This is a genomic window from Rhizobium sp. BK538, from assembly GCF_014197575.1.
In the GTDB taxonomy this organism is placed as follows: domain Bacteria; phylum Pseudomonadota; class Alphaproteobacteria; order Rhizobiales; family Rhizobiaceae; genus Rhizobium.
In genome coordinates, this window is sequence record NZ_JACIFT010000033.1 from 17,635 (window position 1) to 37,676 (window position 20,042).

The 20,042-nt window shown below is 59.1% G+C and carries 18 protein-coding genes; 8 read left to right on the top strand and 10 right to left on the bottom strand.

What is annotated here, in order from left to right:
- From FHX09_RS27460 to FHX09_RS27475, 4 genes are read right to left on the bottom strand one after another with little or no spacing between them, the layout of a single operon-like run.
- On the bottom strand, nt 1–1,920 hold the full coding sequence (locus tag FHX09_RS27460) for a beta-N-acetylhexosaminidase (RefSeq protein ID WP_184450943.1): 1,920 nt from the start codon (nt 1,918–1,920) through the stop codon (nt 1–3).
- 25 nt (nt 1,921–1,945) lie between these two features.
- Nucleotides 1,946–2,722 carry an SDR family oxidoreductase gene (locus FHX09_RS27465; protein ID WP_132589586.1) on the bottom strand — a complete coding sequence of 259 codons (777 nt, stop codon included), beginning with the start codon at nt 2,720–2,722 and terminating at the stop codon, nt 1,946–1,948.
- Between the two features lie 27 nt (nt 2,723–2,749).
- On the bottom strand, nt 2,750–3,613 hold the full coding sequence (locus FHX09_RS27470) for a MurR/RpiR family transcriptional regulator (protein ID WP_132589588.1): 864 nt from the start codon (nt 3,611–3,613) through the stop codon (nt 2,750–2,752).
- Nucleotides 3,614–3,633: 20 nt separating this feature from the next.
- A complete protein-coding gene (locus FHX09_RS27475; RefSeq protein WP_132589590.1) occupies nt 3,634–4,023 on the bottom strand; it encodes a RidA family protein in 390 nt (129 codons plus the stop codon).
- A 111-nt stretch (nt 4,024–4,134) separates the two neighbouring features.
- Between FHX09_RS27475 and FHX09_RS27480 the strand changes: the two genes are divergently transcribed.
- The 4 genes from FHX09_RS27480 to FHX09_RS27495 all read left to right on the top strand — a co-directional run bounded on the left by FHX09_RS27480 (nt 4,135) and on the right by FHX09_RS27495 (nt 7,621).
- Nucleotides 4,135–4,620: a hypothetical protein gene (locus FHX09_RS27480; protein ID WP_132589592.1), complete on the top strand. Its 486-nt coding sequence runs from the start codon at nt 4,135–4,137 to the stop codon at nt 4,618–4,620.
- Nucleotides 4,621–4,640: 20 nt separating this feature from the next.
- Nucleotides 4,641–6,101, top strand: a complete 1,461-nt coding sequence (locus FHX09_RS27485) for a M81 family metallopeptidase (protein ID WP_132589779.1) — start codon at nt 4,641–4,643, stop codon at nt 6,099–6,101.
- 15 nt (nt 6,102–6,116) lie between these two features.
- A complete protein-coding gene (locus FHX09_RS27490) occupies nt 6,117–7,217 on the top strand; it encodes a D-TA family PLP-dependent enzyme (protein ID WP_184450945.1) in 1,101 nt (366 codons plus the stop codon).
- Nucleotides 7,218–7,324: 107 nt separating this feature from the next.
- A complete protein-coding gene (locus FHX09_RS27495; protein WP_007798758.1) occupies nt 7,325–7,621 on the top strand; it encodes a hypothetical protein in 297 nt (98 codons plus the stop codon).
- 28 nt (nt 7,622–7,649) lie between these two features.
- Here FHX09_RS27495 and ugpC read toward each other — a convergent pair whose 3' ends face one another.
- The 6 genes from ugpC to scpA form a co-directional block, all read right to left on the bottom strand.
- Entirely contained in the window at nt 7,650–8,783 is a 1,134-nt protein-coding gene (gene ugpC / locus FHX09_RS27500; protein WP_132589596.1) for a sn-glycerol-3-phosphate ABC transporter ATP-binding protein UgpC, read from the bottom strand.
- 94 nt (nt 8,784–8,877) lie between these two features.
- A complete protein-coding gene (locus FHX09_RS27505) occupies nt 8,878–10,107 on the bottom strand; it encodes an ABC transporter substrate-binding protein (protein ID WP_183722560.1) in 1,230 nt (409 codons plus the stop codon).
- A gap of 33 nt (nt 10,108–10,140) precedes the next feature.
- Complete coding sequence (locus tag FHX09_RS27510) at nt 10,141–11,001, bottom strand: carbohydrate ABC transporter permease (protein WP_132589600.1); 861 nt, start codon at nt 10,999–11,001, stop codon at nt 10,141–10,143.
- On the bottom strand, nt 10,998–11,882 hold the full coding sequence (locus tag FHX09_RS27515; RefSeq protein ID WP_007798769.1) for a sugar ABC transporter permease: 885 nt from the start codon (nt 11,880–11,882) through the stop codon (nt 10,998–11,000). The genes FHX09_RS27510 and FHX09_RS27515 overlap by 4 nt, the downstream gene beginning before the upstream one ends.
- 13 nt (nt 11,883–11,895) lie before the next feature.
- Complete coding sequence (locus FHX09_RS27520) at nt 11,896–13,053, bottom strand: Gfo/Idh/MocA family oxidoreductase (protein WP_132589602.1); 1,158 nt, start codon at nt 13,051–13,053, stop codon at nt 11,896–11,898.
- Between the two features lie 260 nt (nt 13,054–13,313).
- The gene (scpA, locus tag FHX09_RS27525; RefSeq protein WP_132589604.1) at nt 13,314–15,452 is read right to left on the bottom strand and encodes a methylmalonyl-CoA mutase; all 2,139 of its coding nucleotides are present in this window, start codon (nt 15,450–15,452) and stop codon (nt 13,314–13,316) included.
- A gap of 370 nt (nt 15,453–15,822) precedes the next feature.
- Between scpA and FHX09_RS27530 the strand changes: the two genes are divergently transcribed.
- From FHX09_RS27530 to FHX09_RS27545, 4 genes are all read left to right on the top strand, one after another.
- The gene (locus FHX09_RS27530) at nt 15,823–16,821 is read left to right on the top strand and encodes a LacI family DNA-binding transcriptional regulator (RefSeq protein ID WP_132589606.1); all 999 of its coding nucleotides are present in this window, start codon (nt 15,823–15,825) and stop codon (nt 16,819–16,821) included.
- Between the two features lie 38 nt (nt 16,822–16,859).
- Nucleotides 16,860–18,155 carry a sugar ABC transporter substrate-binding protein gene (locus FHX09_RS27535; protein WP_132589608.1) on the top strand — a complete coding sequence of 432 codons (1,296 nt, stop codon included), beginning with the start codon at nt 16,860–16,862 and terminating at the stop codon, nt 18,153–18,155.
- 74 nt (nt 18,156–18,229) lie between these two features.
- Entirely contained in the window at nt 18,230–19,162 is a 933-nt protein-coding gene (locus tag FHX09_RS27540) for a sugar ABC transporter permease (protein WP_132589610.1), read from the top strand.
- Nucleotides 19,155–20,039, top strand: a complete 885-nt coding sequence (locus FHX09_RS27545; RefSeq protein ID WP_184450947.1) for a carbohydrate ABC transporter permease — start codon at nt 19,155–19,157, stop codon at nt 20,037–20,039. Before FHX09_RS27540 ends, FHX09_RS27545 begins: the two co-directional genes overlap by 8 nt.
- Nucleotides 20,040–20,042: the final 3 nt, after the last annotated feature.

Here is a 20,042-nt window from a genome sequence, read left to right on the forward strand (position 1 = left end):
TCACAATTTCGGGCTCAGAGGCACGATCGCAGCGAAGCGATTCCAGTCCTTCATCGCCCGTGGCGTCCATGCGGCTTCGGCAATCGCCGGCAGGCGTGGGAAAACAAGCCGGTTGAAGTAGCCGCGTGACAGGAAATGTTCCGACCAGATGCAGGCCTGGACGCCCTTCATCTTGTCCTTCAGGTCCTCCGGAAAGTCGCCCTCAGCTTCATAGGCGTAGGTATGCGCCGGCGGCACGGTTCCGGCCCAACTTGCGCCGGGCTCCTGAAACGCCTCCGCCTGAACCATGTCGAGATAATAGGCCTGGCCGGGAGTCATGACGACCTCGTAGCCTTCCTTGGCCAGGTCGATGCCAACCTGCGGGTTCTCCCAGGCCATCAGCAGTGTGTCCTTGGCTGCAACACCGCCACCATGCGCCACTTCGTTCCAACCGGCGAGCTTACGGCCGCGCGCCGTCAGCATGTCCTTCACACGCTTGAGGAAATGGGATTGCAGTGCGAACGTGCCTGAGATTGCCTCCTTCTCCATCAATGCCTTGGCAAGCGGAGAGGCAAGCCACGAACCGTTCGCCACCTCGTCACCGCCGATGTGGAGGTAGGCGGAGGGAAACAGCTCGACCATCTCGTCGAGCACTTTTTCGAGAAATTCGTAGGTCAGTGGCACCGCGGGATTGAGCGCATTGTTCGGATATCCCTGTACGGAATGATAGCTCTCCGGCGCTTCCTGGCCGTCGGTCAGACCGGGCAGTGCCGTCAACGTCGCCGTGCTATGACCGGGGATATCAATTTCGGGGATGATCTCCACGTTCAATTCCGCAGCATGGCCGACGATGTCGCGCACATCAACCTGGGAGTAGAAGCCGCCGACAGGTTCGGCAGCGTTGCCAAGCTGCGGCAAGAGAGGCTCGTCCGGACCGCGAAGGACGCCTGTCGTCGTGAGTTCGGGATAAGCCTTGATTTCCAGCCGCCATGCCTCGTCGTCGGTCAGATGCCAATGGAAGATATTGAGCTTCAGCCAGGCGAGGATGTCGATCAGCCGCTTGATGTCGGCTGTCGGATAGAACTGACGCGAAACGTCGAGATGGCAGCCGCGCCAGCCGTATCGCGGCCGATCCGAAATCGTACCGGAGACCGGAAAGCGAAACGTTTGCGGCTGGCTGCGAGCCCCATGCAAGAGCTGCGCAAGCGACGTCAGTCCATATTGACGCCCAGCGGCATCGGCAAATGACAATGTGATGCGCGTGGCCTTGAAGCCGAGCTTGTAGCCTTCAGGGGCAACCGTCGTATCGAGCAGAAACTGCAAGGGCCGTCCCTGGGCCGAGGCAGCGAGATTGAACGGCGCATGATCACTCTCGAACAGACGATGGCAAAGGGAAAGCACCGTCGAGACTGCCCGCAGATCGTCTGTCGACGATCCTTCCGCGGGATAGAGAACGACGGGGAAATCCCAGCCTGGCTCGGCGTCGATTTCCGCCGGCCAGGGCTGCAATGAGAACGGCAGTGAAAGCTTGCCTTCAGGAAGAAGGACCGGCGGCGGCTCGTTCACGCGTCCTTCAAGAAGCAAATCGGAAACGGCAACCGTGATGTGCTTGCCATCCTGAAGCGTCACATAGGCGGACTTCGCACCATCGGTGCAATGGCGAGCCGGCCGGTGCAGGCCGCTGACCGTAAAAGTCCAGCTCTTTCCCGGCTCGAGAAGAAAGCCCTGCGGCGGAGCAAACTCATGGAAATTGGCGTTGCGACGCAGAAAGGTTGCGTTCCCACAAGCCTTCGCATCGATGACGCGCGTCAGCGAGGTATAGACCAGCGTGAAGCCAGAAAGCGCGACCTCGCAGAGATTGAAAAGGGAAAAGCTAAAGCGGCCGTTCGGACCACCATCGGGCTGCCACGAACTCTCCAGGCGAAAAGGCGCCAAAGTCATATCGGTTCCTCTCTTAATATGTCTCTTAATAGTGCTCGGACTGCGAGAATGTCCGAGCGATCTCAGCCTGACCGGCAGTCAGCCCGCAATCCACCGGCAAGCAGACGCCGGTAATCGCGGCAGCCTGCGGTCCGGCAAGAAACGCCACGGCGTTAGCGACATCGCTAGGGTCGACGACCCGCTGGAGCGGGTACCAGCGGCGAGCCTCTTCGAAGACGTTGGGGTTAGTGGCTGCACGCGCCTCCCATGCCTGCGTACGTACAGTGCCGGGCGCAACTGCGTTCGAACGGATACCGAGCTTTCCGTATTCTACCGCCACCAACTTGGTGAAATGCAGCAATCCCGCCTTCGCTGCGCTATAGGCGGGGTGGCCAAAGACGTTCATGCCGTTGACGGATGCGATGTTGATAACCGAGCCCTTCGACGCCTCGAGCAGACCTTCGACGGCGCGGAAGCACAAGAAGGCAGCCTCGAGATTAAGCGCATTGTCCATCCTCCAAATCTCGGGCGTGGTATCGTGGAGGCTGACGGCGCGTGCGGCCCCTGCATTGTTGACCAGCGTACGAACCGAACCAAACGAGGCGGCCTGCTTTGCCATTTCCGCGACGCTTGCTTCGCTGGTCACATCGCAGCCGTGCGCGGCAAAGTGCTCGACTGGCCCCAAAGCGCGGGCGGCCTTCTCGGCGGCAGCAACGTCGATGTCGACCATCAGGATGACATCGTGATCTTCCGCAAGCCGCTCAGCAATAGCCCGTCCAATATCGCCCGCAGCACCGGTTACGATCGCTACCGTCTGTGTCATTTTGCATCCCTTTTTGGCATGGAATTGTTAGTCCCCGAGCAGTTGCCGGTCGTCGCCATCGCGGTGGGCAACGAGCTGTTGCTTGATGCGACGCAGGGCCACCGCGGCCTTTGGTTGGATCGCGTAAGCAACGAGGCTGGCGAGAATATCGACGACAGCCAGATAGGCGATCCGCGTCGAGGTGGGCCGGAAGATATTGCTTCCTTCCTGTAGGTCGATAGGAACAACAATTTCCGCTACTTGCGCGACCGGGCTATTACTCTGGGTGAGCGCGATCGTCGTCACCTTGGACTCACGCGCAAGCGCGAAAGCGCGTACGAGCTCGGTGTTTCGCCCGGTGAAGGACGACCCGATCAACACGTCGGTCGACTTGGCGGCAGCGGCCATCATCAATTGCATGCCATGGTCGGAGCTTGCCGTCACATGCAAGCCGAAGCGAAACAGGCGGTTTTGCAATTCGCTGGCAATCATGGACGAGTTGCCGCCGGAGCCGAAGGCATAAATCATGTCGGCGCGCGAAAGCCGTTCAGCAGCCAGTTCGATTGCAGCAACGTCCAGCGAACGATGAAGCAGGAAAAGTGCGTTCTGTGCCTTGGTGATAATGTCCTGCGCGACATCACCGGGGTTGGTGCTTTTGGGCTCCGGCTTCAGGTAACGCATACCGACATAGGCTGTCCTTGCGAGCTGGACCTTAAAATCGGAAAAGCTCTCGCAGCCTAATCGCCGGCAGAAGCGCGTGACCGTCGGCGGCGACACATCGGCCTTTTCAGCAAGCTCGATGATCGAGGCGTTGACCGCAAACTCGAAGTCATTGAGGAGGATATCCGCGATGCGGTTTTCCGAGGGCGAAAGCCTGGCCTTCTCTTCTTGCAATGTCGAGAAAATGTCCATCCCGCCCTCCGTCGTTTGCGCTACTGGTCCTTCGGCCTATACGCTACGCAGTCGATTTCGACCTTGCAATCGACCATCATCGACGACTGAACACAGGCCCTTGCCGGCGGGTGTTCGCCGAAATACTGCTGGTAGATCGCATTGAAGGTCCAGAAGTCGCGCGGATCATCGAGCCACACGCCGCAGCGCACCACGTGCTCAACGCCGTATCCGGCTTCTTTAAGAATCGCCAGCATATTCTCGATCGTCTTGTGCGTCTGCGCGACGATATTTCCATCGATGACTTCGCCATTTTCCATGGCAACCTGCCCCGAGACATAGAGCCAACCGTCGGCTTCGACGGCACGCGCAAAGGGCAGGGGCTTACCGCCGGCACCTTTTTGAACCGTGCCATAACGCTTGATGGACATCGATCGATCCTTGCAAATTATTTTCGTATTAAGTTGACAAATGACCATAGAAAGCAGAATTTGACCAGTGAAAACTGCCATTAATGAAAAGAATTTCAATCCGGGGGAGATATGCGCGATCCGTTCAAGAACCCATTTCCTGCGTCCGACGTTACGCGGCACTCGATCTGGGAGATGCTGGTTTCCCGTGACATCGATGCATTCCTCGCCGCCGACTGGTCGATGGTGGAGCATGATTTCGTCGAGGAAGGCTTTATCGGGATCGATGGGCGCAAGCAGGTAAGCCCCGACAACTGGCGTCTGGCATTTCCGACGCTATCGGCCTATCGCGACGAGTGGCTGCGCCAGGCAAACGACTTTGCGACGCAATCTTTCGCTGAAGATGCCCGCACCGCGATCTTTGCGACCACCACGCTTGAAGACATCGAGGTTGAGGGCGACATGGCGCTGGTGCGCAAGAAGTTCGACGGTGGGCTCACCAAGGCCGACGGTACGCGTGATGTGATGCAGTGGCAGACGCTCTACTATTGCCGCCTGCATGAAGATCGCTGGAAGATATGCGGCTTTACCGGCTACCTGCCGAACCCGATGGGCTGATCAACACAAAGGCCGAACCCTTGCGCATATTCACGGCGGCGCTCGCAACCGAGACCAATACCTTTTCTCCTATCTGCGTCGATCGGCGCGCGTTCGAGGCGTCTCTGTATGCGCCTCCCGGCCAGCATCCGCAAACCCCAACCCTGTGCTCGGCGCCCATCACGGTTGGGCGCCGGGTCTGCGCAGAGAAGGGATGGGAGCTGATCGAGGGTACGGCCGCCTGGGCTGATCCGGCCGGACTGGTGAACCGATCGACCTACGAGGGTCTGCGCGACGAGGTGCTGAACCAGCTCAGGGCTGCTATGCCGGTCGATGCCGTTGTCCTCGGTCTGCACGGCGCCATGGTTGCGGCCGGCTACGAGGATACGGAAGGTGACATATTGGCGCGCGTGCGCGAGATCGTCGGGCCGGACATCCTCGTCTGCGCTGAGCTTGATCCGCACAGCCACCTCACAGCCAAACGGCTCGCGGCCGCAGATTTCTTCGTCTACTTCAAGGAGTTCCCACACACCGACTTCGTCGATCGAGCCGAGGACCTCTGGCGGATTGCCGTCGAGACCCTGGAAGGCCGGCTGGCCCCTGTCATGTCCGTATTCGACTGCCGGATGATCGACGTCTATCCGACCTCGCGCGATCCGATGCGATCCTTTGTCGACAAAGTCATGCGCCTCGAGAAGGAAGACGCAGACATCGTGTCCATCTCGGTCATCCATGGCTTCATGGCGGGTGACGTACCGGAGATGGGGACCAAGATGCTTGTTGTCAGCAACAACAAGCCGAAGAAGGGCGAGGCCTTAGCGCGTGAACTCGGCCTCGAGCTGTTTTCCAAACGCGGCACCTTCATCATGCCGCAGATCGACGAAATTGAGGCTGTGACGCAGGCCGTCGCTGCAACCTCCTGGCCCGTGGTCATCGCCGACGTTTGGGATAATCCCGGCGGCGGCACCGCCGGCGACGCTACCGTGCTTCTCCAAGAGCTCTTAAATCGGAAGGTAAGTGACGCCGCGATCGGCACGATCTGGGATCCGATGGCTGTGCAGATCTGCATGGCGGCGGGGCAGGGCGCCGAGATTCCATTGCGTTTCGGCGCAAAGTCTGCACCCGGCACCGGCAACCCGGTGGACGGTGTCGTCAAGGTGGTGAAGCTCGTCGAGAACGCACAGATGCGGTTCGGTGAAAGCTATGCGCCGTTCGGGGATGCCGTGCACATCACGCTCGACGGCATCGATATCATCCTGAATTCGACGCGCGCCCAAAGTTTCGATCCAAGCCTTTTCTCCGTCATGGGGATCGATCCGACGTCCAAGAAGATCCTGGTCATCAAGTCGACCAATCATTTCTACGCCTCCTTCTCGAAAATCGCCGCGGACATCATTTACTGCTCGGCCGGAACGCCTTATCCCAACACTCCAGCCAAGACAGCCTATCGTCGGGCGCCGAAGAATATCTGGCCGATGGTCGCCGACCCTCACGGCCGCTAACGCGGAGAGCGTCATATGCAGGAAAATCCGTTCGCCGTTGTCGCCAAGCCGGGCGACAGGGTCGCCGATCTCTCGACGCCGCGGCCAATCATCGACGAGGATCGGCTGGCGGCAAACATCGCCCGCACGCAGGCCTACATGGATAAGCACGGTCTGGACTTCCGACCGCATATCAAGACGCACAAGATCCCAGCGCTCGCCGCCGAGCAGATCGCGGCGGGTGCGAAGGGCATCAACTGCCAGAAGATCAGCGAAGCGGAAGTCTTCGCTGCGGCCGGCTTTGAAGACATCCTGATTACCTTCAACATTCTCGGCCCGCAAAAGCTCGAGCGTCTTGGCGCGCTCAACGCGCGGATCTCCGGTCTCAAGGTGGTTGCCGATAGCGCGGTGACGGTCGATGGTCTGTCCTCCTATTTCGCATCCTCTAAGCCATTGACTGTTCTCGTAGAATGCGACACCGGCGGCGGGCGCTGCGGCGTCCAGACGCCGGAAGAAGCACGAAGCCTGGCAAAGCGGATCAACGACTCCCCGGGTCTTACGTTCGGTGGCCTCCTTAACTACCCAAAGCCCGCCTCCGCTGAGGCGGTGCAAGCCTTCCTCAGCAAAGCACTCTCGCTCCTAAAGACCGATGGGATCGCGTGTCCAATCGTTAGCAATGGCGGCACGCCCAGCCTCTTTGAGGCGCATCTCGTCACGGCCGCGACCGAGCATCGCGCAGGTACCTATATCTATAACGACCGCTCCATGGTCCGCGCCGGCCACTGCAGCGAGGCCGACTGTGCCATGCATGTGCTGGCAACGGTGGTGTCCCGTCCAACGGCTGATCGCGCGGTCATTGACGCCGGATCAAAGGCTCTGACCTCCGATCTGCTTGGCTTTGCGGATTTCGGGACAGTTGTCGGCTATCCTGAGGCGGTGATTACAGGACTGTCCGAGGAACATGGCGTCATCGACCTGTCGAGGTGCGGCGACCGTCGTCCTGAGATCGGCGAGAAGATCCGCATCATCCCCAACCACACCTGCGTCGTCTCCAACCTGTTCGACACGATGGTCTTTCATCGTGACGGCGTGGTAACGCGCATCGAGGATGTTGCCGCCCGCGGCCTCGTCTGGTAGCAACACAATCGCTCCAAGCGCCTTCCTTTGATGTAGAGCCCTTGACCTTACGCAATTGAAAAACATCTTCTTTCGCGCGAGCATTGGGCGCGCGGGAGGTCAAATCGATGAGAATCTCGGTTGCATTGGGAGTAGCAGCAAGTCTGTTGGCGATCTCGGCGGCTGAACCGCCGGGGCAATGGCAAACCTATCATGGCGTACGGATGGATTCCGATCCGGTGCTGTTGGCCCGGTTCGATCGGGCGTATCGCTATTGCGAGCCCGAAGCCGTCTATCGTGGCTCACCCTATCCGGCAAATCCTTGGCACGTGACCGCACTTAGAAGCTGCATGTACAGATTGGGGATCGTGGACCGGGGCGCCTATTCCTACCCCGCCAATAGGCTGTTTTATCCTCTGTATTGAAGAGGCGACACCACACGGTCGGGAATGATCATGCCGCTGTCGGATTGATGAGGTTCATGTCGATGTCCGTCAGTTCCACATGACGCTCGAATGATATGCCCGCCTCATCGAACAGATGGCAGTCTGCAAGATTGATCCCGGCCCCCAGCGGCTGATCCGGGCGAACTGCCGCGCTCCCTGGTAACATTGCACAGAAATTCTCGCCTTCGCCGTCAAGCGACGCATAGGCCACCGTCTGTGCGCCAAGCCGCTCGATGACTGTCGGCGTAACAGTGAGCGTGATGTCGCCTGTGCCAATCTGGATGTGCTCGGGCCGCACGCCGAGCGTAAGGGATTTGCCAACGACACCCTGACGCTGCGCGACCGGGATCACCGCCTTTTGCCCCTTGTAGTCAATTTCGACGCCGGCATCGCCGACGCCGGTGCAGGTGACATTGAGGAAGTTCATCTTGGGATTGCCGATGAAGCTTGCGACGAAGATATTCGCAGGCTTGTGGTAGAGTTCCAGTGGCGCACCGGTCTGTGCGATCTCACCCGCATTCAGCACCACGATCCGGTCTGCCATCGTCATCGCCTCGATCTGGTCGTGGGTGACGTAGATCATCGTCGCCTTTAGCTGACGATGCAGCTTGGCGAGCTCAATGCGCATGTCGGCGCGCAAGGCAGCATCGAGATTGGAGAGCGGCTCGTCGAACAGGAAGATCTTCGGCTCGCGCACGATCGCGCGACCGATCGCCACGCGCTGGCGCTGACCGCCTGAAAGCATCCCGGGCTTCTGCTGCAGGCGCTGATCGAGGTGAAGGATGCGCGCGGCATGCTCGACCTTGGCCTTCAGCTTCTCCTCTTCCATCTTTTCCACACGCAGCGGGAAGGCGATGTTCTCGAAGACGGACATGTGCGGGTAAAGCGCGTAGGACTGGAACACCATGGCGATTCCGCGCTTGACCGGCGCCAGGTCATTCACCCTGAGCCCGTCGATGACGATGTCGCCCGCCGTCGTGGCATCAAGGCCGGCGATCATGCGAAGAAGCGTCGACTTGCCGCAGCCAGACGGGCCAACGAAGACCACGAACTCGCCATTCTTCACCTCGAGCTGGACACCCTTGATGACTTTGAAATCGCCAAAGAACTTCTGGACCTTGTTGAGATGGAGCTGTCCCACAGTGCTTTCCCTGGCCGCCGGCAAGGCGGCTTGCTGTTTGATGCGGTAAGAAAGGGGTCGCGCGAAAAGCGCGGCCCCTCGCTAAAGCAGCGGCCTATTTGTACTGCTCAAGATCGGTGGCGGCCTTCTTCAACGCGTCCGCCGGCTCAGCCTTGCCGGTCACGACCGACTGAACCATTTCAATCATGACATTCTGGAAGCCCTTGTAATCCTTGAAGAGCGGCTCCGGTCCGCCATAGGAGATGCCGTCGATCAGCGGCTTCCAGGATGGATCCTCCTTCACGAATTCATCAACCTTTGCGGACGGACGCAGCGGCGTCAGGCCTGCACCACCCTGGAGCTCGTACTCACCCTGTGGGCCGGGAGCGGTGATGTATTTGGCAAATTCGATCGCCTTGTCTTCAACACCCGATCCCTTGAAGATCGCCAGGCTGTCGGTGATCAGCAGCGTACCTTCCCCCTTGGCCGATGGACCGAGCGGCAGCGGCGCGATACCCCAGTTGATCTTGGTGTCCTTCAGACGGGAAGCCGCACCAGAGCCGGCCTGGATCATCCCGACCTTGCCATCGAGGAAAATGGCGCGGATTTCGTTCTGCTCGTAAGCCGTTGCGCCCTCGACGGAATAAGGCGTGATGTCCTTGTAGGCCTGCAGGGCTGCAAGAACTTCCGGGCTATCGGCGACAATCTTGTCACCATCGATGATCTTGCCGTTGTTGCTGTAAACCCAATGCATGAACTGATGCATGGTGTTGTCGAAGGTTTTTGCCGGTAGGCCGTAACCAGCAATTCCGGTCTTCTCCTTGATGGCCTTTGCATCGGCGATTTCTTCGGCCCAGGTGGTCGGCGGCTTTTCGGGATCAAGACCGGCCTGCTTAAAAAGATCCTTGTTCCAGTAAAGTGCCTTGGTCGAGAAAGCGATCGGAACGCCCCACTGCGTGCCATCCGAGGTCACTGTATCGACAATGTTCGGATAATAGCTCTTCTTCTCCTCGTCGGTCATTGGAACAGGAACGATGAGGTCGTTTTCGGCAAATTCCTTGAGCGTGCGCGAGCCGACGTAAGCCATCGCGACCGGCGTGCCCGCGGCTGCCAACGTTGTTGCTTTGTCCTGGCACTGTTCCCAGCCGACGACCTCCGGCTTGACCGACCAGCCAGGGTTCTTGCCCTCCCATTCCTTGATATACTTCTCATGGATCGGATCGATCTTGTCGCCACAATAGATCCAGCTGATCTCCTTGTCGGCGGCCTGAGCGGTCACGGCGCTGAGCGCGCTAGACCCGAGCAGGGCAAGGGCCATCAGCCCGGTCTTGAATTGAATTGTCACTTTGTTAGCTCCCTTTTTTCTCTGGTGGTTGACTTACTGTTTCACCGCGCCCGCGGTCAGCCCGCTGACGAGATACCGTTGAAGGAAGAAAATCACGATCATGGCCGGCGCGATGCCGACGAAGCTTGCAGCCATCAGTTCGTTCCAGACCACTTCTTGACGGCCGAAATAGGCGAAGAGTCCCACGGGCAACGGCGCATACTCGGTTTTCGAGTTGAAGGTCAGCGCAAAGATGAACTGCTGGGCATAAGAGCCGATGAAGGTGGTGATTGCGACCACCATAATGCCGGGCATGGCGATCGGCAAAATGACGCGGCGCAGCGTATAAAAGTGGCTGGCACCATCGACGAAGGCGGCTTCATCCAACTCCCTGGGAATGCGCATCATGTAGGTTCTAAGCAACCAGATCGCCGACGGTATCAGGAAGGCAACGCCAGGAACCATGATTGCGAAATAGGTATTGAGCAGGCCGAGCGAGCGCATCAACCGGAAGAGCGGAATAAGCAGCACTGCGCCCGAGAACATGTTGACCGCCAGAAACGCGCCGAGCAGCAGCCCGGCGCCCTTGAAATCGAAGCGGGCAAACGCGTAGGAGGCAGGGATGACGAGCACCAGAACGACAGCGGTCACGACTGTCGAAATGAAGAAGGAATTGAAAATGTAGCGCGCAAAGCCTGGCACGCTGATCCACATGGTCCGGTATGCCTCGAAGGAGCCATTCTCGGGGATGAAACGATAAGGCGAGGAAAAGAGCTGGCTGAGCGGCTTCAGCGATACAAGGAAGCCCTCGACGAACGGGGCAAGCACGAAGGTAAGAAACACCAGAATGCCGGCATAGATGCCGATGATCTCGTACCACGTGTACCGATTGATCAGCAGATGGGGTTGTTTCATCGCTTGTCTCCGGAAGCAAGGCGGCTGGTCAGTCGGAAGTAGCAGACGCAGAAGATCGACAGGAAGATGCAGATCAGCACGGCGCGCGCGGCGCCTTCCCCGTATTTGTTCGAACCGATCGCCGTGCGGTAGGTGTCGATGATCATCGTCGTCGTTTCGCCGCTTGGACCACCACGCGTCAGGATCCAGATGATGTCGAAGGAGTTGAAAGTGGCGATGAGTGACAGCATCGACATGGTGATCATCGACGGGACGATCAGCGGCAGGGTAATGCGCCGGAAACGATAGAAGCGGCCGGCCCCGTCAGTCCAGGCGGCTTCATAGAGATCCTGCGGAATCGCCTGCATGGCCGCCAGCATGTAGAGCGTCACCAGGGGAACGCCGATCCAGACGTCGGTGATGATCGTCGCCCAGAACGCCGTGGAACCCTGTGCGAGAAACGCGACGGGAGCATCCACCAAGCCAAAGCGTTGCAGCATGCCGGAAATCATTCCGAACTGCCCATTGTACATCCAGCCCCACATGAAGATGCCGATCGCCATCGGGACAATCCACGGTGGCATGGTCAGGACACGGAAGAGCGCCCTGCCAGGTACCGCGGAGTTCAGCATCGTCGCCCCGAAGACACCGATGATCATCTTGATGGAGACGGAAAAGAACGTCCAGATGAAGGTGCGAATGATGACTTCGGCGAAGGTCTCGTTGAAGATCTTCTGATAGTTGACCCAGCCGACCCAATTGGTCACCTTCTTCAGTGACGCATCGGTGAAGGAGAGGATGAACGTGTCGACGAGGGGATAGGCGACGATCACCGCGACGTAGAGCACTGCCGGAAGGAGAAGGATCCAGGCGAAGATGACTGCGTTGCGTTGGACGCTCATCTTGGCGCCCTCCTCAAGCCGCTCTTGCGTGCAGGGCTTCGTCGAACCTGTCCCACACGGGACGCAGATCGATGACCGCCTTCTTCATGCGCGCCTCGTCCATGGATAAGGCGAGAATGCCGGCTTCGAGGGCGTTAAGCGTAGAGACGGGAAGGTCCGTGCCTGTGCGCACACTGTCGAGGAGGTCGGCGGCCATCTGTTCATCGGCACCGTAATGCTGCGACAGCTCGGTCGCCACGTACTTGTTCTCGACCACCTTCTTGCCGGTCAACTGCTCATGAACGTCGAGATAGCCGCGAACGAAATCGCCCTCGGCCATGCCCCGTGAGCCCATGATGGCAAAGCGGCGAAACTGATCGGGGACGTTGAGGTTGGTATGGAAGTTCATACCGACGCCGTTGGCATATTCGACGATCGCCACCTGATAATCGATGATGTCGGCATCGCTGTCGAACACCTTGTCGGACCCCATCCAGCCGCTCGGCTTGCGGTGGAAAAGCTCCAGATCATTGATGCCTTCTCGGGCGGGATCGTTGGCGGGCGTGAAGCTCTTGCGGCCGCCGAAGCTTGCAACGCGCTCCGGCCGCGCGCCGACGACGCCATTGTAGAGATCGAGGTCGTGGCAGCACTTCTCCAGCATGAAGCTGCCGGAATAGCGTTCGTAACGGCGCCAGTCGCGCATGAAGAATGCGCCGTGGTAAGGCTCGATATGCTCCGAGGCCTCGATCGAAACGATCTGGCCGAGCTTGCCAGCAGCCTGGATAGCGCGCAGATCCTTGTAGAGCGGTGAATAGCGCAGAACGAGACCGACCATCAGGCGCTCATGGCCGAACTTTGCCATCAGACGCGCGAGCTCGATGCTCTCGGCGATCGTCGTGACAATCGGCTTTTCACAAAAGACCTTCAGGCCGCTTTCGAGACCCAGCCTGATGTGGTCGAGATGCATGTGGTTCGGGGAACCGATCATCAGCAGATCGAGCTTTTCGCTGGCGATCAGCTCTTCAGGGGAGGCATAGGCCGTACCGGTTCGAATGCCTTTTTCGACGAGGCCTGGAAGACCCGCCGGATCGGGATCAACATAACCGACGATCTCGAAACTTTCGTCGACAGACTTGAAGACGTAGCCAAGGTAGCCGAGCCGGAAACCTAGCCCGATAATTCCCACGTTCATGCTGCTCTTGTTCCCACTTACGTAATTTATTTTCGTCAAGTTGGGACAAAAATTCGAACTCGTCAACACGAATCCCGCGAAAAGTTGAAGCTATGAAATTAATTTTCATCCTGGCCCGTTTCCTGGGCTTATCAACTTTCCGCTGAAAATATGGAATCGATTTCGCCGCCCACGAGCAGCAAACAACGAGGCTCCGTTGCCGCGGACGATGGTTGCAAAGGCGAGGGCGATGCCCCGGAAGGCGCAGCAGCACGTAAAATCTAGCGATTTCGTCGCTTGCCCTCGAGCAGATCGAGAACCGAATTTGCCGCATCCAGCACATTCGTTCCGGGGCCAAAGACGGCTGCCACGCCATGGTTGATCAGGTACTCGTAGTCCTGCCGCGGAATGACACCTCCGACGACGACAATGACGTCGTCAGCGCCCCGCACCTTCAGTTCCTCAATAAGTTGCGGTGCCAAAGTTTTGTGGCCGGCGGCAAGCGACGACATGCCAACCACGTGCACCTTGCTGGCGACGGCGAGGTCGGCTGCTTCCTTCGGCGTCTGAAAGAGGGGGCCCGCCAACACGTCAAAACCGATGTCTCCAAACGCCGAGGCGATCACTTTCGCGCCGCGGTCGTGGCCATCCTGACCAAGTTTCGCAACCATGATCTTCGGCCTGTGTCCAAGGATCCTGCCGATTTCGCCCATGCGTTCCTTCAGCACCGCCAGCTCGGGCTCGTCGCGATAGGCTTGACCATAGACGTCCTTGATGACTTCAGGCTCAGCCACATGATCCCCGAAGGCGCGACGCATGGCATCCGAGATCTCGCCAACCGTCGCCCGCGCGCGCGCCGCTTCAACGGCTGCCGCAAGCAGGTTGCCGTTGCCGCTACTTGCCACGTGCGCAAGCGCATCGAGTGCTGCTTGCACGGCGGCTCCATCGCGGCGGCGTTTCGTCTCTTCGATCCGCTTGATCTGGGCGTTGCGCACCGCAGCGTTGTCGATCGCCAGGATCTCGATCTCCTGCTCTGTCTCAAGGCGGTATTTGTTGACGCCGACAATGACCTCGTCACCCCTGTCGACGGCCGCCTGCCGTCGCGTCGCCGCTTCCTCGATCAACCGCTTGGGCAAGCCATCGTTGACGGCCTTCGTCATGCCGCCGAGCGCCTCGACCTCCTCGATCAGATCCCACGCCTTGTCGGCAAGCTCCTTCGTCAGGGTCTCGACGTAGTAAGAGCCGGCAAGCGGATCGACGACCTTCGTCACGCCCGTCTCGTGCTGAAGAATGAGCTGCGTATTGCGCGCGATGCGTGCCGAAAATTCTGTTGGCAGGGCGATCGCCTCGTCGAAAGAATTGGTGTGAAGTGATTGTGTGCCGCCCAGTACTGCCGACATCGCCTCAAAGGCGGTGCGGATAATATTGTTGTAGGGATCCTGCTCCTGCAGCGACACGCCCGACGTCTGGCAATGGGTGCGCAGCATCAGCGACGAAGCCTTCTTTGGCTCGAACTCCTCCATGATGCGCGTCCACATAAGACGCGCGGCCCGCAGCTTTGCCGCCTCCATGAAAAAGTTCATGCCGATGGCGAAGAAGAAGGAAAGGCGACCGGCGAAATCGTCAACGTTCAACCCCTTGGCGAGCGCGGCGCGAACATATTCGCGCCCGTCGGCAAGGGTGAAGGCAAGCTCCTGAACGAGCGTCGCACCCGCCTCCTGCATGTGATAACCGGAGATCGAGATCGAGTTGAACTTTGGCATCTCCTTGGCGGTGTATTCGATGATATCGGCAACGATCCGCATCGAGGGTTCCGGCGGATAGATATAGGTGTTGCGGACCATGAACTCCTTGAGAATGTCGTTCTGGATGGTCCCGGAAAGCTCGGCGCGGGACACGCCCTGTTCCTCACCGGCAACGATGAAACTCGCCAGTATCGGGATAACCGCACCGTTCATCGTCATCGAGACCGAGACTTTCTCCAGCGGGATGCCATCGAACAGGATCTTCATGTCTTCGACACTGTCGATCGCAACGCCCGCCTTGCCGACGTCGCCGACGACGCGCGGATGATCGCTGTCATAGCCGCGGTGGGTTGCAAGGTCGAAGGCCACCGAAACGCCCTGCTGCCCGGAGCTAAGCGCCTTGCGGTAGAAGGCGTTGGAGGCTTCCGCGGTGGAAAAGCCGGCATATTGGCGGATTGTCCACGGCCGACCGGCATACATCGTGGCACGCGGTCCGCGGGTGAAGGGCGCAAAGCCTGGAAGCGATCCCAGGTGCTCGGTGCCTTCGATATCGGCCTCGGTATAAAGCGGCTTGACGTCGATCCCTTCGGGCGTGCTCCAGACGAGCGTTTCGGGCGAGACCTTCAGCTCTCGTTCGGCTAGCGCCTTCCAATCGCCAAGCGTCTTCTTCGTCATGTCATCCTCCGGCATTGTTCTTTGCCGCAGGCTAGCACTTTAACAGCCTGGGGCGCGATAGAGCCTTCGGATATTTTATAAAGGGTTTCCCGTGTTCATCGGCGTTGCGTCGAGCCGTTAGTCTCGATTCCGACGGCCGAACACACGTTCAGTCCATTGCGTTAGCCTATGGACACCAGGAGGGGTGGCAGAACGTGAGGCAAGACTTGCGGCCCGGGCGCGCCCGGATCAACGTCGCGGGTCTCGGCGAGACAACCCACTTATTCCTTGCCGGACGGTGAAATGATTGGCCGCGCCTATGGGGCGCACCTTGACACAGACAGGAGAAGAAGATTATTGGGTAACCGATAACCCACGGGAGGAGCCAAGATTGACGACATCGCTGTCTGATATCGCAGAAAGGGCGGGAGTCTCTGTAAAGACGGTCTCAGGCGCGCTCCATGGCGGCTCGGCTCGGATGTCAGACGAGACCCGCGCAAGGATCAAGGTGATTGCCGACGAGCTCGGCTATGTCACCAATCTTGCCGCACGCGGTGTTCGACAAGGATGGCTGCCGCTCATTGGCGTCATCGCTGACGAGCTCATCACGTCTCCTTTCGCAACGGAAATCATTCGCGGCCTCGACGGTGCGGCCCGGAGTGCGCAAATGGCCGTATTTGCCATGAACCTCAGCGGAAATCGCGACGTCGCGTCAGTACTAGAGGAAGTTCGCCGGTTCCGTCCGCGCGCAATCGCATTCGCCGCCATGTATCACAAGACAGTGGCGCTGGCCCCCGAGCTTTCCAAGAGCGTCGGCGTCATGATCAATTGCCGAGAGGCTGCAGGTCGTGTGGCGTCCCTGGTGCCGGATGAGGAGGAGGCAGCGGCAGAAATAACCAGGTACCTGATTGCTGCCGGACGCCGCCGCATTGCCTTCGTCAACCTTCCCGGCATCCTGGCAGGGCAGTTGCGTGAAAAGGGCTTCAGAAGGGCGTTGGACGAAGCGGGGTTTGCTCCTGTTGCCGTTCTTCCAGCTGCGCGGCGGAGCATCTACAGTGATCGCGCGCCAAGTCTTGTCCTGTCTCATGTGGCAACGCTGATGGAAGCAGGCGAGCGTCCCGACGCGATATTGTGCGGCAACGACCGCGTTGCCATGGAAGTCTACGCCGCGCTGCGTCGCCAAGGCGCTGCAATCCCGGACGACGTCGCCGTAGCAAGTTTCGACAACCAGGTCGAAATAGCCTCGCGTCTTGATCCGCCCTTGACGACCATGGCGCTGCCGCATCGCGCCATGGGTCGGCTTGCCGCCGAGATTCTGCTGGCCCCGCATGCCGGGGAACCGAAGCTGCGAAAACTCCCGTTCCAACTCGTGGAGCGGTCTTCCGTTTAAAATGCCGTCGTACCATGTCCATCAAGGAGGAGACTAACATGGGTAAACGTTTACTATCTGCATTGCTTTTGACCTCGGCCTCGCTTGCCGCGTCCACCGGCTGGGCCGATGCAAAGACCGTCATCCACATGATGCACCAGGGCGATCCGGGTTGGGTCAAGGCCTATGCGGACGTCGCAAAACGCTTTGAGGCAGCCAATCCGGATGTCGACATCGAATTCATCTATGCGCCACACGACGCCTACAATGAAAAGTTCAGCGCCGCCGTCATGTCCAAGCAGTTGCCTGATATCATGGAAATCGATGCGCCCTTCCTCGCCAACTATGCCTGGTCGGGCTATCTGCAGCCGATCAAGTCGCTGATCGATAAGGACGTCATCGACGACATGACGGGCTCAAACGTGTCGCAGGGAACCTATCCCATCGACAAGGAACTCTATGCTGTTGGCCTCACCGACTCCTCCGTCGTGCTTTACGGCAACAAGAAGTACCTGGAAGCCATCGGTGCCCGCATTCCGAAGTCGGTCGACGACGCCTGGACCAAGGAGGAGTTCGAAGGTTATCTTGAAAAGCTCTCCAAGCTCGACGGCGTGAAGTGGCCAATCGACACCTTCCGCGGCTACGGCATCAAGACCGAATGGATCACCTATGCCTACGGGCCCTTGCTTGAAAGTGCCGGTTGCGACTTGATCGATCGAAAAACCTGGAAGGCGACCGGAACACTCGACAGCGATGCCTGCGTCGGCGCGCTTGCGATGATGCAGACATGGGTGAAAAACGGTTGGGTGGTCCCTGGATCGTCTGGCACCAACCAGTTCTATGCGGAAGGCCGTCCGGCTGCTCTGGCGCTTGGCGGGCACTGGTTCTACGCGGAAGCAGCCGCGGCAATGAAGGACGACATCGTCGTCATGCCGCTGCCGAAGCTCGGCGACAAGGGTGTCAGCCCCAACGGCACCTGGATCTGGGGGATCACCAAGACCTCCGAGCATCCTGATGTTGCCGGAAAATTCCTGAGCTTCTTGCTGAAGGACAAGGATTATCGCGAATACGCAAAGCACGAGTCGGCCTTTCCCGGCCTGAAGAGCTTCGCCGAATCCTCCCCGCTCTATGCGCCGGGCGGTGCAATGGCGGTGGCCTTCGAGCAGGCCTCGAAGACTGCAGTCGCCCGGCCGCCGCATCCAGCCTATCCGGCCATTACCTCCGCCTTCATGCAGGCCGTCGACAAGGCCTTCAATGGTGGCGACGTGAAACAGGCGCTGTCTGAGGCCGCTCAGAAGATCGACGAGGATATCGACGACAATGACGGCTATCCGCCGTTCAACGCCCAGCAATAAGCGCCGAGCACGGGGCCGGGAAGCCCGGCCCCGAAAGCGCTCGTCATGACAGAACAGACTGCGAGGAGGAGACGATGACACTGCAACAATCAATTGCCTCTACCCGACCGCGCGTCGGCAGGCGCCGGGATCCCGGCCGGCTCATGCAGGAACTGCTGATGATTGCGCCAGCAGTCATCCTGCTCGCCTGCTTCCTGATTGCACCGTTCCTGTTGTCGTTCTGGACGTCGATGACCAATCAGCCGCTGGTGCCGCGCCCGACACCGGTGCGCTTCATCGGCCTGCAGAACTTCGTCCGCATCTTCAACGACCCGCTGTTTTGGACCTCGTTGTGGAACGTGACCCGTTTCACCATCTGGGTACTGCCGGTCCAGTGCGGCATGGCATTTGCCACGGCGCTACTGCTCCACCAGAAGATTCCCGGCCGCAACGTGCTTCGCGGCATGTTCTTTCTTCCCGCCATCACGTCGATGGTCGTCGTTTGCGTTATCTGGGGTACGCTGTTCCAGTATCCGAGCGGTCCGCTGAACCAGATCGTCGGCTTTCTGTCCGCTGGCCACATCCAGCCGATCGATTGGCTCGGTAATCCCAAGTGGGCGATGTTCTCTATTGTCCTTCTGTCGGCCTGGCAGGCCTACGGCTTCCAGATGATCGTCTATCTCGCCGGTCTTCAGGGAATTCCTGATGAACTGTACGACGCGTCACGGATTGACGGAGCCAACGTCTTCCAGCGCTTCTGGCACGTTACGATGCCGGGCTTGCGACCGACCCACGTCTTCGTGCTTGTGATCACCACGATCCAGGCCTTCAAGCTCTACACACAGGTCGCCATCCTGACGCAGGGCGGACCGAGCGGAAGCACCGAAACAGTCGTTCACTACATGGTGAGGACCGGATTCGAGCAGCAGAAGCTCGGCTATGCCTCCGCCGTCTCGGTGATCCTCTTCGTCATCGTTCTCGTAATCGCGCTGCTGCAGCGCCAACTTTTGAGACGCTTCGATGTCTGATATCGCTCTTCCTCGTGTCGTACCCGCCGAACGCTCCGGCAAGATCTCGCTTCGCATCGTTCAGACGGCCGCAATCTTCTTCATCGCGCTCATCGTGATCTCGCCGCTCTTCATGCTCTTGATCGCGAGCCTCAAGGACGACCGCTTCCAGATCTTGGCGGACATGGGTAGTTTCCGCGCTTTCTGGGTCTCCAATCCAACGCTCTCCAACTTCAACGAGATCGCCCATTTTTCCGGCGAACTCGCCTATGGCCGCTATCTTTTCAATTCGCTGGTGATCCTCGCCGTTACTGTCGCGTCGGGCCTTGTCGTCAATTCCATGGCCGGCTTCATCCTCGCTTGGGGTTCACTGCGCGGCAAGGCAGTGCTTTTGTCACTCGTCGTCGCACTCTACGTCATCCCCCAAGAAAGCATCATCATGCCGCTGGTGGTGATGATGTCGCGCGCAGGATTGACGGACACATTCGCGGTCCAGATCCTGCCCTGGGTCGCAAGCCCCTTGTATATTTTCCTGTTCTACCAGTTCTTCGCCCAGCTTCCGAAGGAGCTCTATGAAGCAGCCGAGATCGACGGAGCGTCGATCTTCAGGATCTACCGTTCGATCTACCTGCCGCTCAGCCTTCCCGCTCTTGCAACGGTATCAATCCTGATGGGTATCGAAAGCTGGAACCAGTATCTCTGGCCGACGCTGGTGACGCAGACCGATTATGCCCGACCGATCTCCGTCGCGATTGCCACCTTCTTCGGCCAGGACAGCATTTATTGGGATCGCGCCATGGCAGCCTCGGTCCTGATGATGATCCCCATTCTCGCTCTCTATCTCGCGTTCCAAAGGTGGTTCGTGAGCTCGTTCGTCGGCTCCGCCGTGAAAGGTTGATTG

Bases quoted from the DNA above. Each gene is read 5' to 3' on its own strand.
- FHX09_RS27470 (WP_132589588.1), bottom strand. From the start codon at position 3,613: ATGGACATTTTCTCGACATTGCAAGAAGAGAAGGCCAGGCTTTCGCCC.
- FHX09_RS27460 (WP_184450943.1), bottom strand. From the start codon at position 1,920: ATGACTTTGGCGCCTTTTCGCCTGGAGAGTTCGTGGCAGCCCGATGGT.
- FHX09_RS27475 (WP_132589590.1), bottom strand. From the start codon at position 4,023: ATGTCCATCAAGCGTTATGGCACGGTTCAAAAAGGTGCCGGCGGTAAG.
- FHX09_RS27520 (WP_132589602.1), bottom strand. From the start codon at position 13,053: ATGAACGTGGGAATTATCGGGCTAGGTTTCCGGCTCGGCTACCTTGGC.
- FHX09_RS27480 (WP_132589592.1), top strand. From the start codon at position 4,135: ATGCGCGATCCGTTCAAGAACCCATTTCCTGCGTCCGACGTTACGCGG.
- FHX09_RS27510 (WP_132589600.1), bottom strand. From the start codon at position 11,001: ATGAAACAACCCCATCTGCTGATCAATCGGTACACGTGGTACGAGATC.
- FHX09_RS27540 (WP_132589610.1), top strand. From the start codon at position 18,230: ATGACACTGCAACAATCAATTGCCTCTACCCGACCGCGCGTCGGCAGG.
- scpA (WP_132589604.1), bottom strand. From the start codon at position 15,452: ATGACGAAGAAGACGCTTGGCGATTGGAAGGCGCTAGCCGAACGAGAG.
- FHX09_RS27535 (WP_132589608.1), top strand. From the start codon at position 16,860: ATGGGTAAACGTTTACTATCTGCATTGCTTTTGACCTCGGCCTCGCTT.
- FHX09_RS27545 (WP_184450947.1), top strand. From the start codon at position 19,155: ATGTCTGATATCGCTCTTCCTCGTGTCGTACCCGCCGAACGCTCCGGC.
- FHX09_RS27490 (WP_184450945.1), top strand. From the start codon at position 6,117: ATGCAGGAAAATCCGTTCGCCGTTGTCGCCAAGCCGGGCGACAGGGTC.
- FHX09_RS27495 (WP_007798758.1), top strand. From the start codon at position 7,325: ATGAGAATCTCGGTTGCATTGGGAGTAGCAGCAAGTCTGTTGGCGATC.
- FHX09_RS27515 (WP_007798769.1), bottom strand. From the start codon at position 11,882: ATGAGCGTCCAACGCAACGCAGTCATCTTCGCCTGGATCCTTCTCCTT.
- FHX09_RS27465 (WP_132589586.1), bottom strand. From the start codon at position 2,722: ATGACACAGACGGTAGCGATCGTAACCGGTGCTGCGGGCGATATTGGA.